We start from the raw sequence: 14,112 nt of genomic DNA on the forward strand, positions 1-14,112 counted from the left end.
GTTGCGTTACCGTGCGGGGTTGCGTGAGTGCCCCGCGGCTTCGTCGAGGTGCGCCGGTTCGTGAAAGTTGTGTCGGCGCACGTCGAATGTTCTCGCCTTACATTTCCCCTGCCGACTTTCCGATGCGCCAGTAGCCGGTGAAGGTGATGTCGGCCTTCGGGATTCCGCGTTCGGTCGCCAGGTGCCGGCGCAGGCCGGAGGCTAATTTCTGCTCGCCTGCGACGAAGGCGTAGACGCCCTGTTCGGGGAGTTCCGCGGCGCGTACCGCATCCAGTGCGGGGCCGCCTATCTGGGTGGTGGGGTCGGGGCGTGGGAGCCAATGCACCTGTACGCCTTCGGGTTCGCCGAGGTCCTGGGTGTCGTCGGGGTGGGGGACCTCCAGGAAGGCCGCGCCGCGCAGGTCTCTGGGGGCCGACCGCAGCACGCCCGCGAGCGCGGGCAGCGCGCTTTCGTCACCGACCAGCAGCGCCCACGAAGTGTGCTGCGGCGCTTGGTACATGATGCCCTCGTCCAGCAGGCCCACCTCACTTCCGATGGCGGCGCCGCTCGCCCAGGCGCACGCGGGGGTGTGCTCGCCGTGCATGGCGAAATCGACGTCCAGTTCGGCGGTGTCGCCGAAGCGGCCCCGCCCGGCCGGAAAGTATTCGCGCACCGTGTAATTGCGCACCACCGGCCGCTGGTCCTTGCTCATCATCAGATATTGCGCGTACCAGAGATTGCTGGCCGCGGTCGGCAGGCGCAGCCCGTTGCGGCCGGGCAGGAACAGCCGAAACCACTGGTCGTAGCCCATCGGGACGAACTCACCCAGTCCGTCGCCGCCCAGCGTGACCCGGACGAAACTCGGACTGATCCGCTTGCTCGCGAGGACCCCGACGGTGAGGATCCGCCGCTCCTCGGGCTTGAGGTACTTGGTGCGCTTGGCCATGCGAGTTAGGTTAGCAAACCCTAACTTCGGGCGATAGGTGTGAGCGGGCCGACTCCCCACGGGCCGACGCTCTCTGGGAGGCTGGGCCTGTGAACCCTTCGACAGCACAGGCCCAGGTCGTCGTCGACGAGCTGGCACGCGGAGGCGTGCAGGATGTCGTGTTGTGTCCCGGATCGCGAAATGCGCCGCTGGCCTTCGCCTTGCAGGCCGCCGATGCCGAGGGGCGGCTGCGGCTGCACATGCGCATCGACGAGCGCACCGCCGGATTCCTCGCGATCGGCCTGGCCGTGTCCAGCGGTCGCCCGGTCCCGGTCGTGATGACCTCGGGAACCGCCGTGGCCAACCTCGGTCCGGCCGTGCTGGAGGCCAACTACGCGCGCCAGCCGCTGATCGTGCTGAGCGCCAACCGGCCCTACGAGATGCTGGGCAGCGGGGCCAACCAGACCATCGAACAGTTCGGCCTGTTCGGCAGCCAGGTGCGCGCCGCCATGAGCCTCGGGCTGGCCGAGGCGGAGGAGGGCTACCGGCGGCAGAACAGCGTGTGGCGCGCGGCGGTGTGCCGGGTGCTGGCCGCGGCCCGCGGTACCCGCTCCGGCAATGCCGGGCCCGTGCATTTCGACATCCCGCTCCGGGAACCGCTGGTCCCCGACGCGCTGCTCGGGGAGTCGTTCCCGGCCGGGCGGGTCGGGGGAAAGCCTTGGACCGCAACGCAGTACGCGACCCTCGACGTGGCCCTGGATATCGATCTGACCCCCGACACGGTGGTCATCTCGGGTCATGGCGCGGGGCATCGCCCGGAGCTGGCCGAACTGCCGACGGTGGCCGAACCCACCGCCCCCATGCACGGCCCCGCGCTGCACCCGCTGGCGCTGTCGCTGCTGCGGCCGCGGCAGGCGATCATCACCGGCCGCCCCACGCTGCACCGCCAGGTGTCGAAGGTGCTCGCCGACCCGGACATCACCGTGTACGCGCTCACCACCGGGCCGCGCTGGCCCGATGTGTCCGGCAATGTGGTCGGCACCGGTACCCGTGCGATCACCGGGGGCGCGCCGCGGCGCGAGTGGCTCGAGCACTGCGCCGAGCTGAACGCCAAGGCCTGCGGAGTGGTCCGGGACGAACTGGCCAGGCATCCCAAGCCGACCGGGCTGCACGTGGCGGCCGTGGTGATGGACGCGCTGCGCGACGGCGACCAGCTACTGCTGGGCGCCTCGAATCCGGTGCGCGACGCGGCGCTGGTGTCGTATCCGCGACCGGGCGTCAAGGTGTTGTCCAATCGCGGCGTGGCCGGGATCGACGGCACCGTGTCTACCGCAGTCGGCGCCGCGCTGAGCCATCCGGGCCGCACGGTCGCGCTGATCGGCGACCTGACCTTCTTGCACGACGCGTCCGGGCTGCTGCTCGGGCCCGGTGAGCCGCGCCCGGCCGACCTGACCATCGTCGTCGCCAACGACGACGGCGGCGGCATCTTCGAAACCCTGGAACAGGGCGACCCGCAGTACGCGGGCGTGTTCGAGCGCGTATTCGGCACGCCGCACGGCATGGATCTGGCCGCGCTGTGCGCTGCCTACCGCGTCCCGCACAGGCAGGTCGATCCGGGCGAACTGGCCGTCGAACTCGCCGGGCACGCGCACGGCATCCGGGTGCTGGAGGTGGCGACGGAGCGCTCCAGCCTGCGCGAGCTGCACGCCACCGTGCGCGCCGGCATCGGGTAGGGGTCAGTACTCGCTCTCGGCGTCGCCCGCGTCCTCGTAGTCGTCGTCGAGGGGCACCGGGATGGACTGCTCGAGCACATCGGCCTCGGCGGCCTCCCGCTCGGTGGCGCCGACGGGAACGTCGGTCTCCGCGTCGTCGTCCTCCGGGAACGCCGGTACGGCCTGCTCCATGAAATCGGCTTCCGGAACTGCGTCGATGGCGCCGGTATCGAGGGTTCGATCGGTCATCGGTTGCTCCTTCCCGCGAGTGGGCCGATTCGCCGGCCGGGTGACCGGGCACCATCGAGAATGCGCCGCCCGAGCCCGCCTGGCAACCTCTCCGCCACTACGTTTCACTCACTCCTCCGGGCCGGCCGCCTCGTCGGTGCGATATCGGCGATGAGTTCTGCGGGCCGGTCCCGTCTCAATCCACGGATGCCCGAGATGCGGCGCGTCATGCCCTGGAAGGAGCAACCATGACGGAACCGGCGTTCGATCTGGAATCGGCCGCGACGGGTTTGGCGGCGGTGATCGCCGGGATCACCGACGATCACCTGCCCGTTCACACGCCGTGCACCGATGTGACCGTGCGCGATCTCCTCGTGCATGTGGTGGGTCTCACCGAGGCGTTCCGGCAGGCCGCGACGAAGGAGGCGGTCGGTCGCTCGATCCCGCCGGAGACGGGTCCCGACGCGCCGCTGGTAGGCGATTGGCGCACGCGGATCCCGGCCCAGCTGAAGGCGCTGGTGGCGGCCTGGCGGGAACCGGCGGCCTGGGACGGCGAGACCGAAGCGGGCGGGGTGGTCGCGCCCGCCACCGAGATAGCCGTGGTCGCGCTCGACGAACTGGTCATCCACGGGTGGGATCTCGCCTGCGCCACCGGTCAGCCGTACCACCCCGCCGAGCAGGACCTGGCGGTGCTGATGGACATGCTGGAACAGACCCCGCCGGAGGGCGTCCCCGGCCTGTTCGGCCCGACGGTGGCGGTGCCCGACGAGGCGCCGCTGTGGGATCGCGTCCTGGGGCGCACCGGCCGCGACCCGGCGTGGTCGGCGGCCTGAGCACCGACTTCCGCGCCGGCATGCGGCCCTGTGCCTCGCATCCTGTTGTGCGGGGTGCGGGTGCGCCTCGGCCGCGGATCAGGCTGTCGTGGTGAACAATCCGGCGCGGGCGGCGAGAGCCGCGGCGTCGGCCGCGGTCGTGGCGACCTGGTCGTCGATGGGGTCGCCGCTCGCGAGTAGCCGGTAGTAGAGCGGGGCGGAGACGGCGGAAAGGACTGCGCGGGAGTCGGTTCCGTCGGGAAGTTCGCCGCGGGCGACGGCGGCCGCGATACACGGCGACCATTCGGCGAGGCGGGCGTCGTAGAAGGCGTGCAGGGCCACGGCGGTGGCGCTGTCGCAACTCGCCGCGGCCGCAAGGGCTTTGAACAGCGGGCCCTGACGCGGGTCCGCGAGGGTCCGTGCCACCAGGCGAGCGTTCGCGAGCAGATCGCCGCGCAGCGACCCGGTATCGGCATGAGGCAGTGAGCTTTCCGCCATCTCCGACAGCAGGTCGGCGACCAGGCCGGCCGGGGTGCGCCAGCGGCGGTAGACGGTGGTCTTGCCGACGTCGGCGCGGACGGCCACCTCGGTCAGGTCCAGTCCCGCGAAGCCGCGTTCGGTCAGCAGGTCACCGGCCGCGCGCAGGACGGCCGCACGGACGCGGGCCGTGCGACCGCCCGGACGCACGGACCCGGGGCTCGGCGTGTCCTGAGTCATAACGGTTCTCCAGTTCCATTAGGTCTGCATGCAGTGTACTGTCGGCAATGTTAATGAAACTACAGTTCCTTTTAGGAGTGGTCATGGAGTATCGGCGGCTGGGAAATTCGGGCCTGCTGGTACCCGCGCTGAGCTTCGGCGCGGGCACGTTCGGCGGGCGCGGCGAACTGTTCGGCGCGTGGGGCGACACCGACGCCCGACAGGCCCGCCGGCTCGTCGACATCGCTGTCGAGGCGGGTGTGACCATGTTCGACACGGCGGACGTGTACTCCGACGGCGCCTCGGAAGAGGTACTCGGCGCGGCCATCGCGGGCCGCCGCGACCGGATCCTGTTGTCCACCAAGGCCTCTCTGCCCACCGGTCCGAGCCCGGCCGAGGCGGGTTCGGGCCGCTCCCGGCTGATCGGCGCGGTCGAGGCGGCGCTGCGGCGGCTGGGCACCGACTACATCGACCTGTTCCAGCTGCACGCCTTCGATGCCGGTACACCGGTCGAGGAGGTGCTCGCCGCGCTGGACGACCTGGTCCGGTCGGGCAAGATCCGCTATGTCGGGGCATCGAACTTCGCGGGCTGGCAACTGATGAAATCCCTTGCGGCAGCGGACCGATACGGCCTGCCGCGCTATATCGCCCACCAGGTGTACTACTCGCTGGTCGGCCGCGACTACGAGTGGGAGCTGCTACCGCTGGGCCGCGATCAGGGCGTCGGCGCGGTGGTGTGGAGCCCGCTCGGCTGGGGTCGGCTCACCGGCAAGATCCGGCGTGGGCAACCGTTGCCGGAGGGCAGCCGCCTGCACAAGACGGCCGAGGCGGGCCCGCCCGTGTCCGACGACCTGCTCTACGACGTGGTGGACGCCCTCGACGACATCGCCGCGGAGACCGGCCGGACGATCCCGCAGATCGCCCTGAACTGGTTGCTGACGCGCCCCACCGTCGCCACGGTCATCGTCGGCGCCCGCAACGAGGACCAGCTGCGCCAGAACCTCGGCGCGGTCGGCTGGCAGCTGACCGCGGACCAGATCGCCCGCCTGGACAAGGCGAGCGCCGTCACGCCGCCCTACCCCTACTACCCGTACTATCGCCTGCCCGATTTCGCCCGCCTCAACCCGCCGGCCGTCTAGCGCGCACACGCAGACGGGCGCCGCGACCACAGTCTGTGATCGCGGCGTCCGCCCGCACGGGCCGGCCCGATACCCCGGCCGGTGCCTCGTCGCGACGGCTCAATACACGTCGCGCACATATCTTTTCTCGGCGATGAGCTGCTTCTTGAAGGCCAGCGCGCCGTCGGCGTCGAGCTTGCCGTGCACCTGCGCGAGGGTCAGCAGCGCGTCGTCGACGTCGCGAGCCATCCGCCCGGCGTCGCCGCACACGTAGAGATGACCGTTGTCGACCAGCCACCCCCACAGTTCCGCGCCGTGCTCGATCATCCTGTGCTGCACGTAGACCCGCTCCCGCTGGTCTCGGGAGAAGGCCAGGTCAAGCCGAGTGAGGAAGCCGGAGCGGAACATATCCTCCAGCTCGTCGCGGTAGTAGAAGTTGTCCGCGGCGTGCTGATCGCCGAAGAACAGCCAGTTGCGGCCGCGGCACCCGAGCGCGCGGCGTTCGTGCAGGAAGCCCCGGAACGGCGCGATCCCGGTCCCGGGCCCGACCATGATCATCGGCGCGTTCGGGTCCAGCGGCGGCCGGAAATGCGGTGCGCGCTGCAGGAATACCGGCACGGTGGCATCCTCGCAGCGATCGGCGAGGAAGGTCGAGCAGACTCCGCCGCGCTCGCCGTAGCGCACCACGCCGACGGTCAGCTGCACCTCCTGCGGATCGACCAGCGGACTGGAGGAGATCGAATACTGGCGCGGTTGCAACTTTTTCAGCGCGCCGAGCCACTCGACCAGGTCGGCCCGGACCGGGAAGTCGCGCAGCACGTCGACCGCCTGCCGATCCCACAGATAGCGCTCCAGCTCGTTGCGGTTGTCGCGGCGCAGCAGTTTGGCCAGCCGCGGGCTCGGGTTGTGCTCGCCGATGAAGGTCAGCAGATCGCGGCTGACCTTCGTGATGTCGTAATGCGTGTGCAACGCCTGTGCCAGCGGCACTTCCCGGGCATCGAGTTCGACGCCGCGCTGTCCGTCCAGTCCGGTCGCCGCGAGCCAATCGGCCACCAGCTCCTCGTCGTTGGCGGGCCACACGCCCAGCGAATCACCGACCTCGTAGGTCGCCTCGAACCCGCGCAGGTCGAAACCGAACTGCCGCACCTCTTTTCCGGCGCCCGGACGGGACAGCAGCGTGTTGCGCACCAGCGGCGCGTGCAGCGGGGCGTTGCGGGTGAACAGCGGCGCGGTCCGGGTGGTGCGGGTGGCGGGCGGAGCCGGACGCGACAACACCATGGTCGCACCGCGACCCGGTGGCGGGCCGGGCGGCGAATCCGGTTCGGGCGCCGCGGGACCGGAGCCGTCCAGCGCGGTGAGCACGTCGTCGAGCCAGCGCGCCGACAGCTCCTCGTGGTCGGGCTCGCTGTCGACCCGCGGGAGCAGCCGGGTGCCGCCGCGCTCACCCAGTATCCGGTCCAGTGTGCGGCCGTGCCCGCAGAACTCGTCGTAGGAGGAGTCGCCCAGGGCGAAGACCGCGAAGCGCAGGCCGGTGCATCGGACGGCGCTGTCGTGCAATCGTTCCCAGAAGTCCGCGCCGTTGTCCGGCGGCCCGCCGTCGCCGAAGGTGCTGGTGATCACGAGCGCGTCGCCGGTCAGGTCGGCTAGTTCACAGGAATCCATGTCGAGCAGTCGCGGGCGGTACCCCGAGTCGGCGAGCCGGGCGGCCGCCGCCGCGGCCAGTTCCTCCGCCGTCCCTGTCTGCGAGGCCCAGAGCACCGTCACCGCACGGCCGGCGGGCGCCTCATCGGCCCCGTCGGATTCGCCCGCGCGCGAGTACATTCCGGCGAGCAGCCCGTTGAGCCACAGGCGGCTGTGCGGCGACAGCGGCGCCGACTCGGGCAGCATCGGCTGGCCCCGCACCGGAAGCGATTGCAGCGCCGCCAGATAGCCGCCGAGGTAGATGCGCTCGGTCTCGGTGAGCGTGGGCGGCGTCGCGGTCTCCAGGCCGAGCATCGCGGCCAGCGGATGCGCGGCGTCGTTCGCGGCGGGCAGCGCGGGCTGTTCGGTGGCGGGTTCGGACATGGCGGCCACCTTGCGCAGCGCGACCGCGCAGGCCTTGAACTCCGGCTGGAGCGAGTCGGCGTCGACCGCGTCGTTGGTGACCGCGTTGACGGTCAGGTACTCGCCCTGCTCGTCGTTCCAGTGGAAGGGCGCGAAGCAGTCGCCGGGCCGCACCCGATCGCTGATCCGCACCGGCAGCACGGCCCGCCCGCGGCGCGAGGCGATCTCGACCTGGTCGCCTGCCACGATGCCGAGCCGCTCGGCATCGCCGGGGTGCACCTCGACGAACGGTTTTCCGTTGAGCCGGTTCAGCTTCTCGACCCGCCCGGTCTTGGTCATGGTGTGCCACTGATGCGGCAGCCGGCCGGTGTTGAGCACGAAGGGGTAGTCGTCGTCGGGCATCTCGTCCGGCGGCAGGTGCGGGCGCGCCCAGAACACCGCCCGGCGGCTCGGTGTCGCGAAGACCAGCCGCGGCCGGCGCCCCGACTCGTCGGTGTACAGCTCCTGGGCGACACCGTCGTTGAGGTAGCGAATCGGGTTGCGGCGACGGGCCGGATCGGGGCACGGCCACTGCGCCGGGCCGTCGCGCAACAGGTCGTAGTCGATTCCCGACAGGTCGTAACCCGTTGCGGGATTGGCGAATCCGCGGATCTCCTCGAAGACCTCGGCGCTCGAACCGTACTCGAAGCCCGGGAAACCCATCGCGGTCGCCACCTGGGCGATCAGCAGCCAGTCCGGTCGCGCGTCGCCGGGCGGGTCGATCGAGCGCTGCAGCAGCGTGACGGTGCGCTCCGAATTCACCATGGTCGCTTCGGATTCCGCCCACAGCGTCGCCGGCAGCAGCAGGTCGGCGTAGGCGTTGGTGGCGGTCTCGGTGTAGACGTCCTGCGCGATCACCAGCTCCGCCGCCTCCAGCCCGGCGATGACGGTCTTGCGATTCGCCACCGACGCCACGGGATTGCTGCACAGGATCCAGCACGCCTTGATCCGCCCCTGCGCCAGGCCGCGGAACATCTCGATGGTCCCGGGCCCGGACTCGTCGCGCAGGGTGCCCGGCGCGAGCCCCCACGCCGTCTCGACGAAGCTCCGGTCGCCCGCCGACAGCACGCTGCGCTGGCCGGGCAGCCCGGGTCCCATATAGCCCATTTCCCTGCCGCCCATGGCATTCGGCTGCCCGGTCAGCGAGAACGGCCCACTACCCGGGCGGCAGATGGCGCCGGTGGCAAGGTGCAGATTGCACACCGCGTTGGTGTTCCAGGTGCCGTGGGTGGACTGGTTCAGGCCCATCGTCCACAGCGACATCCATTCGCCCGCCGCGCCGATCCACCGCGCGGCCGTACGGATGTCGTCCTCGGCGAGGCCGGTGATCTCCGCGACCCGGGCCGGGGGATAGTCGGCCAGGAACTCCGGCATCGACTCCCAGCCCTCGGTGTGCTCGGCGATGAAATCCTTGTCGATATCGCCGTTCTCGACCAGCAGGTGCAGCAGCCCGTTCAGCAGCGCGAGATCGGTGCCGGGCGCGATCTGCAGGAAAAGGTCTGCGTGCGCGGCGGTTTCGGTGCGCCGCGGATCGACGACGATCAGCTTCGCGCCCGCCTTGCGGCGTTCGGCCATGCGCAGGTACAGGATCGGGTGGCAGTCGGCCATATTCGCGCCGATCACGAAGAACAGGTCGGCGTGGTCGATATCGTCGTAGGACCCGGGCGGCCCGTCCGCGCCGAGCGACTGTTTGTAGCCGGTGCCCGCGCTGGCCATGCACAGCCGCGAGTTGGCCTCGATGTGCAGGGTACGGAGATAACCCTTGGCCAGCTTGTTCGCGAGGTACTGCGCCTCCATGGACAGCTGCCCCGAGACGTACAGCGCGATCGCGTCCGGCCCGTGCTCGTCCAGGATCGTCCGCAGGCGGGCGGCGGCCTCGCGCACCGCGTCGTCCACCGGGACCGGCGTGGGCGACTGCCCGCGCTCGGGCCGGCGATGGGCGGTGGTCATGCGACCCGGCGCCCGCATCAGCTCGGCGTGGGTGGCGCCCTTCGTACACAGGCGACCGGCGTTGACGGGATGCAGTTTGTCGCCCTGCACCTTCGCGATCACCTGCGCGCCCTGCTCGTCGGTGCGGGTCTCGACGACGATGCCACAGCCCACGCCGCAATACGAGCACGCCGTTCTGGTCGTGCTCGGGTTGCCCGCGGCTGCGTCCGACATGAGTCCGATGATGCGCAGCCGGGATTGCGCCGGATTTACCGGACGTTATCGGGACGTTGCGAAAGTTCTCACTTGCCCCGACAGTCCCTGTGAGATCGGATCAGCACCTGGTCAAGGCGGCTTTCCGTGGTGATCGAAGGTAACCCCGCAGCGACGTGAGCAGTATCACGATCGCGTGCTATCCGAGCTTGTACGCCCGGTGCAGCGCGACGATCCCGCCCGTGAGGTTGCGCCACTTCACCGCCGACCACCCGGCATCGGCGATGCGCAGCGCCAGCTGCGGCTGATTCGGCCACGCCCGGATGGACTCGGCGAGGTAGACGTAGGCGTCCGGATTACTGCTGACGGCCCGTGCCACCCGCGGCAACGCCTTCATCAGGTACTCCATGTACAGCGTGCGGAAGGGTGCGAAAACCGGCGTCGAGAACTCCGCGATCACCAGCCGCCCGCCCGGCTTGGTGACGCGCAGCATCTCCCGCAGGGCCGCGTCCGGATCGGACACATTGCGCAACCCGTAGGAGATGGTGACCGCGTCGAACACCGCGTCGGCGAACGGCAGCGCGGTGGCGTCGCCGGCGACCATGGGCACCTTCCGGAACCGGCCCGCCGCGAGCATGCCCTGGGAGAAGTCGGTGGCGACGCACCAGGCCCCGGACTTGGCGAATTCCAGAGTGGACACACCGGTCCCGGCGGCCAGGTCCAGGACCCGCTCGCCGGGCCGCAATTGCAGCGCCCGGCGCGTCGCCCACCGCCAATACCGGTCCTGGCCACCGGAGATCACCGTGTTCGTGAGGTCGTACCGCTTCGCGACCCCGTCGAACATCGACGCGACCTCGTGCGGCTGCTTGTCCAGCGAGGCCCGGAACGACTCTGTCTTCGCCACGATCCAGACACTAACGTGCCGTTGCCGCGCCGATCACAGCAGCACGCGGAACACCCTCGTCCACGCATCGGGCGGTACGTGACCGACCGGTGCGTCGGCCGCGATTCCCGCTGCGGCACAGGCACGCCGGACCGCACGGGCGGGGAATTCGCGGCGCAGCGAGGCGGCGACCGACCCGCCCACCCCCGAGAAGCCGAGTTCGACCAGGCGGTGATACTCCGGGGCCGCGGCGTCGGGCAGCAGCGGCCGCGGGCGGCGGTGCAACCGCAGCACCGCGGCGTCGACCCGCGGGACCGGATGAAAACTGCTGCGCGCGACCACATCACCCAGGGTCATCGAAACCCACGGCCAGTGGGTGACGGTGAGCTTCGACCAGCGCCCGTAGTCACCGGAGTGTTTGCGGGCGAACTCGCGCTGGGTCAGCAGCGTGGCGGTGGTCAGCGGCCGGGCCGCCAGGCACCAGCGGACGATATCCGTAGTTATTTGTCAATAGAGGGTATGTTGGCGAGGTGACCGAGAAAGTACGCGCCGGCCAGCGTGAGCGTTTGAAAATCGCAGGTCAGCTGCGGTGGGTGATCTACGCGAGGAAGTCCGGGCCCGGCGACAAGTCGCCGCGGGACCAGGAGACTGTCGGTCGCCGCGATATCGAGAGCATCGGCGGCGTGGTCGTCGCAGTGTTCAAGGACAACCTGAGCGCCTCGCGGTACCGACGAGTCCAGGACCGGCCCGGGTTCGTCCGGACCAAGAAGTTCCTGGAGGACGGCCGGGCGGACGGACTATGGACCTTCGCGCACAACCGCGGCCACCGCGACCTCGACGACTATGTGCCGTTGCGCCGCATGTGCATCGACGGCCACACGCTGTGGCGCTATGGGGGCCGCACCTACGAGCTGTGGAAATCGACCGACCGCCGCGACGCGAACTCGGATGCGCTACGCGCGGAGGCACAGTCCGACGACATCAGCGAGGCGGTGAACCGCGGAATCCAAGAAGCGCTGAGCGATGGTAAGCCTCACGGGAAGGTGCTGAAGGGATACCGGGTTGTGCGGGATCCGTACTCCGGGGAGGCAATTCGCCGGGAGGCGGTACCCGAGCAGGCCGCGATCATCCGTGAAGCGGCACGGCGAGTCCTGCCGCCGAACCTCGAGCCGCTGCGGCGAGTGAGCCGGGATCTCGCGCCCGCGTGGGTGAAGGCCGGCGGTCGCGGCGCTTTCGACAACCGGGCGCTCCGGTCGATCTTGATCAACCCCAGCTACGCCGGCCTGCGGACGAACAATGGCAGGGTGGTCAGGCAGGGGACCTGGGACGGGATCTTCACGGTCAAAGAACACAAACAGCTCCGGGCACTACTCACCGACTCGTCACGAGTAATGCATCGCAGCACCGAGCCGGTGCACTTCCTGTCCTACATCGCGACCGCGCCGTGCGGGAACACCGTGTGGGTGAAACGGTCGGTGCCGAGCCGGAAGACGAAGCCGTTCTATACGTGCCCGGACGGGTGCGTGGGACGCAACGTGGTGAAGGTCGACAGCCATGTGGAAGAGGTGCTGCTGCGGCTGCTGGAGCACCCCGAGACCGCGGCGAAGCTGATGGCCGAGGACGCGGAGGACCAGGCGTCCGTCGACATGGAACTGGCGTTGATCCAGCGGCTGCGCGCGGACAAGAAGGCGTTCATCAAGGATGCGGCCCGGACCCGGTTGTCCGCAGAGGACCTCGACGAGTACATCAGCGAGTTGAATGACCAGATCCGCCAGGCTGAGGACCGGATGAAAGCGGCCGTCGCCGATCCCGTGCTGTTCGCGGCTGCGGGCCCGACTGCGCGCCAGCTGTGGGCAGGTTTCACCATGGTCCAGAAACGCGACATCGTGCGGCGGGCGTTGCGGATCGAGATCCGGCCGGTCGAACATCGGGGGCGCTACAGCGAACTCGGAGTGGAGATCTTCCCACTGCGAGGGCTGGCGGCGGTGCAGCTCGAGCCGAGCTGAGGTTTGGCTTTCCTCCGGTTTGTCGTTCTCGCGCGGAAGTAGCCCTTCGATTCCTATCCGCTTGCTCGCGGTGTGTGTTACAAGGGTGAAATACCGGAAGGTTTCTATCGAAAAGCCTTGTGTACTGGCGGAATCCAGCTACGATCGAGCCCAGCGGGTTTGGTTGAGCCGTCAATTAGGGGGACTGGCTCAGGTAGCGGGAGGTTTGACAATGGAGTCGCCCGGAAGACATCCGGCGGAATCGGCGTGATCCGCCAGGGGCGTGACACCCTGGCAACACTCGGGATCAGGGTGACTGCAGCAGACGGCGACGTCACCGTGGTGGGCGGGAAGATCGAGATCGGGACGCTCGTCTGGACGCCCCATGAGGTGGTCGCAATTCCTCGGCGCGGTTTGACCGCGCGGATGATGCGTCAGTTGGTGCGGGCTGCGGAGAACGCTTGGTTCAAGGGCCCGCATTCAGGCTGGGCGCCATGCGCGGCCGGCCTGACGGGCTGTGTACGCATACGAATGCCGAGACTTGCGTCGCCGAGCCGTCGATCGCGGCCGGTCAAGACTGAGCTATTCAGTCTGGGCTTTCAGCTCGCCGCAACAACTCGGCAATCTTCTCGGGCGTTAACGCTGCCAGCTGTTGCGGGGACGGGGTTCCAATCTCGTAGTCCCGGCCTTCGACCAGCTCCGGGTTGGTCTCGCCGTCCGCGCTGATGCTGTGGGCGGGGGCCGGTGCGGTGCCGGCTTTGCGGGCTTCCTGAATCGCCGTCCTCAGCAACTCGTCCGGCTCGATCTTGAGTGCCTTCGACATTCGGGCGAGCTGTTCCAAGTCGATCGCTGAACCGGCCTTGACGAGCGACGACACTGTGGCTTTGGGGATGCCGCTGAGCTCGGCGAGCTCCACTTGCAGCATGCCCTGCCGTCCCATCAGCGATCGGATTTCCGTCGCTACTGCTTCGGTGAGCCAGCCGATTCCCCGCGTGTTGGTTGGCATGCCGGAAGTCTAGTTTCCATATGAAGACTCGCCAATACCTCGCGTGTCAGGGTGCTTGATGCAGTCTCCATATGGAGTTACAGTCTTCATATGGAGACTGACAGCTCGTGGTGGCAGTCCGTAGCTATCAGGGTTCGCGCGGCGATCGCACGTTCGGGCATGACCGAGGAGCAGGTCGGGAAAGACGCCGGGATCGCGAACGCAACCCTGAGTAGAAGCCTCAACGGCCACAGGGCATTCACCACTTTGGAACTGCAGCGCATCGCCGAAGCCATCGGGACGACACCGGATAGCTTCGCTGTGCCCTGCGAAGAACCGGTCGCGTCGTGACGGCGCCCGAGACACGGAACGACGGCCCGGTCATCGACGAGACCTGGGTTGCGCGGCAACTGGAGCGGTTCGTGCCCAGCGACATGGATGCGGCCGTCGCGCAATTCCGGGCGTACCGGCGCCAGGCACGCCGTGCGGCCACCCCAGAACAGGCCGCTCCGCGCAGGCGTGTGGCGTCGTGACCTTTCGTTGGATGCCCGCCTCGTTCGCGCTC

12 protein-coding genes are annotated in these 14,112 nt (G+C 69.2%); 5 read left to right on the top strand and 7 right to left on the bottom strand.

Translation table 11 applies throughout. From position 1 onward, the window contains the following. Positions 1 to 97: 97 nt before the first annotated feature. On the bottom strand, positions 98 to 925 hold the full coding sequence (locus ACFMRZ_RS25630) for a siderophore-interacting protein (protein ID WP_400181049.1): 828 nt from the start codon (positions 923 to 925) through the stop codon (positions 98 to 100). Between the two features lie 89 nt (positions 926 to 1,014). Here ACFMRZ_RS25630 and menD point away from each other — a divergent pair, with 89 nt between their 5' ends. Beyond that, positions 1,015 to 2,637 (top strand): 2-succinyl-5-enolpyruvyl-6-hydroxy-3-cyclohexene-1-carboxylic-acid synthase, encoded by a 1,623-nt coding sequence (gene menD, locus ACFMRZ_RS25635; protein WP_400181050.1) that lies wholly within the window; start codon positions 1,015 to 1,017, stop codon positions 2,635 to 2,637. Between the two features lie 3 nt (positions 2,638 to 2,640). On the opposite strand, the gene ACFMRZ_RS25640 is transcribed toward menD, so the two are convergent. Next, on the bottom strand, positions 2,641 to 2,865 hold the full coding sequence (locus ACFMRZ_RS25640; protein ID WP_280273940.1) for a hypothetical protein: 225 nt from the start codon (positions 2,863 to 2,865) through the stop codon (positions 2,641 to 2,643). Between the two features lie 227 nt (positions 2,866 to 3,092). On the opposite strand from ACFMRZ_RS25640, the gene ACFMRZ_RS25645 reads away from it, so the two are divergent. Next, entirely contained in the window at positions 3,093 to 3,677 is a 585-nt protein-coding gene (locus ACFMRZ_RS25645; RefSeq protein ID WP_400181051.1) for a TIGR03086 family metal-binding protein, read from the top strand. A gap of 78 nt (positions 3,678 to 3,755) precedes the next feature. On the opposite strand, the gene ACFMRZ_RS25650 is transcribed toward ACFMRZ_RS25645, so the two are convergent. Further along, positions 3,756 to 4,373 carry a TetR/AcrR family transcriptional regulator gene (locus ACFMRZ_RS25650; RefSeq protein WP_280273942.1) on the bottom strand — a complete coding sequence of 206 codons (618 nt, stop codon included), beginning with the start codon at positions 4,371 to 4,373 and terminating at the stop codon, positions 3,756 to 3,758. A gap of 83 nt (positions 4,374 to 4,456) precedes the next feature. Between ACFMRZ_RS25650 and ACFMRZ_RS25655 the strand changes: the two genes are divergently transcribed. Then, positions 4,457 to 5,491 (top strand): aldo/keto reductase, encoded by a 1,035-nt coding sequence (locus tag ACFMRZ_RS25655; protein WP_400181052.1) that lies wholly within the window; start codon positions 4,457 to 4,459, stop codon positions 5,489 to 5,491. A 99-nt stretch (positions 5,492 to 5,590) separates the two neighbouring features. On the opposite strand, the gene ACFMRZ_RS25660 is transcribed toward ACFMRZ_RS25655, so the two are convergent. The 3 genes from ACFMRZ_RS25660 to ACFMRZ_RS25670 form a co-directional block, all read right to left on the bottom strand. Beyond that, complete coding sequence (locus ACFMRZ_RS25660; RefSeq protein ID WP_400181053.1) at positions 5,591 to 9,715, bottom strand: molybdopterin-dependent oxidoreductase; 4,125 nt, start codon at positions 9,713 to 9,715, stop codon at positions 5,591 to 5,593. Positions 9,716 to 9,893: 178 nt separating this feature from the next. After that, on the bottom strand, positions 9,894 to 10,598 hold the full coding sequence (locus ACFMRZ_RS25665; protein WP_400181054.1) for a demethylmenaquinone methyltransferase: 705 nt from the start codon (positions 10,596 to 10,598) through the stop codon (positions 9,894 to 9,896). A gap of 33 nt (positions 10,599 to 10,631) precedes the next feature. Further along, entirely contained in the window at positions 10,632 to 11,081 is a 450-nt protein-coding gene (locus ACFMRZ_RS25670; protein ID WP_400182970.1) for an rRNA adenine N-6-methyltransferase family protein, read from the bottom strand. 26 nt (positions 11,082 to 11,107) lie between these two features. Between ACFMRZ_RS25670 and ACFMRZ_RS25675 the strand changes: the two genes are divergently transcribed. Continuing rightward, positions 11,108 to 12,583 (top strand): recombinase family protein, encoded by a 1,476-nt coding sequence (locus ACFMRZ_RS25675; RefSeq protein WP_400181055.1) that lies wholly within the window; start codon positions 11,108 to 11,110, stop codon positions 12,581 to 12,583. 565 nt (positions 12,584 to 13,148) lie between these two features. Here ACFMRZ_RS25675 and ACFMRZ_RS25680 read toward each other — a convergent pair. After that, positions 13,149 to 13,568 (bottom strand): helix-turn-helix domain-containing protein, encoded by a 420-nt coding sequence (locus ACFMRZ_RS25680; protein WP_400181056.1) that lies wholly within the window; start codon positions 13,566 to 13,568, stop codon positions 13,149 to 13,151. Between the two features lie 90 nt (positions 13,569 to 13,658). Here ACFMRZ_RS25680 and ACFMRZ_RS25685 point away from each other — a divergent pair, with 90 nt between their 5' ends. Beyond that, entirely contained in the window at positions 13,659 to 13,898 is a 240-nt protein-coding gene (locus tag ACFMRZ_RS25685; protein WP_280392955.1) for a helix-turn-helix transcriptional regulator, read from the top strand. Positions 13,899 to 14,112 lie beyond the last annotated feature (214 nt).

The sequence above is a fragment of the Nocardia sp. N2S4-5 genome, from assembly GCF_044628355.1.
GTDB lineage: Bacteria > Actinomycetota > Actinomycetes > Mycobacteriales > Mycobacteriaceae > Nocardia > Nocardia wallacei_B.

Coding starts and splice junctions, on each gene's coding strand:
- ACFMRZ_RS25650 (WP_280273942.1), bottom strand. CDS start 4,373: ATGACTCAGGACACGCCGAGCCCCGGGTCCGTGCGTCCGGGCGGTCGC.
- ACFMRZ_RS25640 (WP_280273940.1), bottom strand. CDS start 2,865: ATGACCGATCGAACCCTCGATACCGGCGCCATCGACGCAGTTCCGGAA.
- ACFMRZ_RS25660 (WP_400181053.1), bottom strand. CDS start 9,715: ATGTCGGACGCAGCCGCGGGCAACCCGAGCACGACCAGAACGGCGTGC.
- ACFMRZ_RS25630 (WP_400181049.1), bottom strand. CDS start 925: ATGGCCAAGCGCACCAAGTACCTCAAGCCCGAGGAGCGGCGGATCCTC.
- ACFMRZ_RS25685 (WP_280392955.1), top strand. CDS start 13,659: ATGGAGACTGACAGCTCGTGGTGGCAGTCCGTAGCTATCAGGGTTCGC.
- ACFMRZ_RS25655 (WP_400181052.1), top strand. CDS start 4,457: ATGGAGTATCGGCGGCTGGGAAATTCGGGCCTGCTGGTACCCGCGCTG.
- ACFMRZ_RS25645 (WP_400181051.1), top strand. CDS start 3,093: ATGACGGAACCGGCGTTCGATCTGGAATCGGCCGCGACGGGTTTGGCG.
- ACFMRZ_RS25680 (WP_400181056.1), bottom strand. CDS start 13,568: ATGCCAACCAACACGCGGGGAATCGGCTGGCTCACCGAAGCAGTAGCG.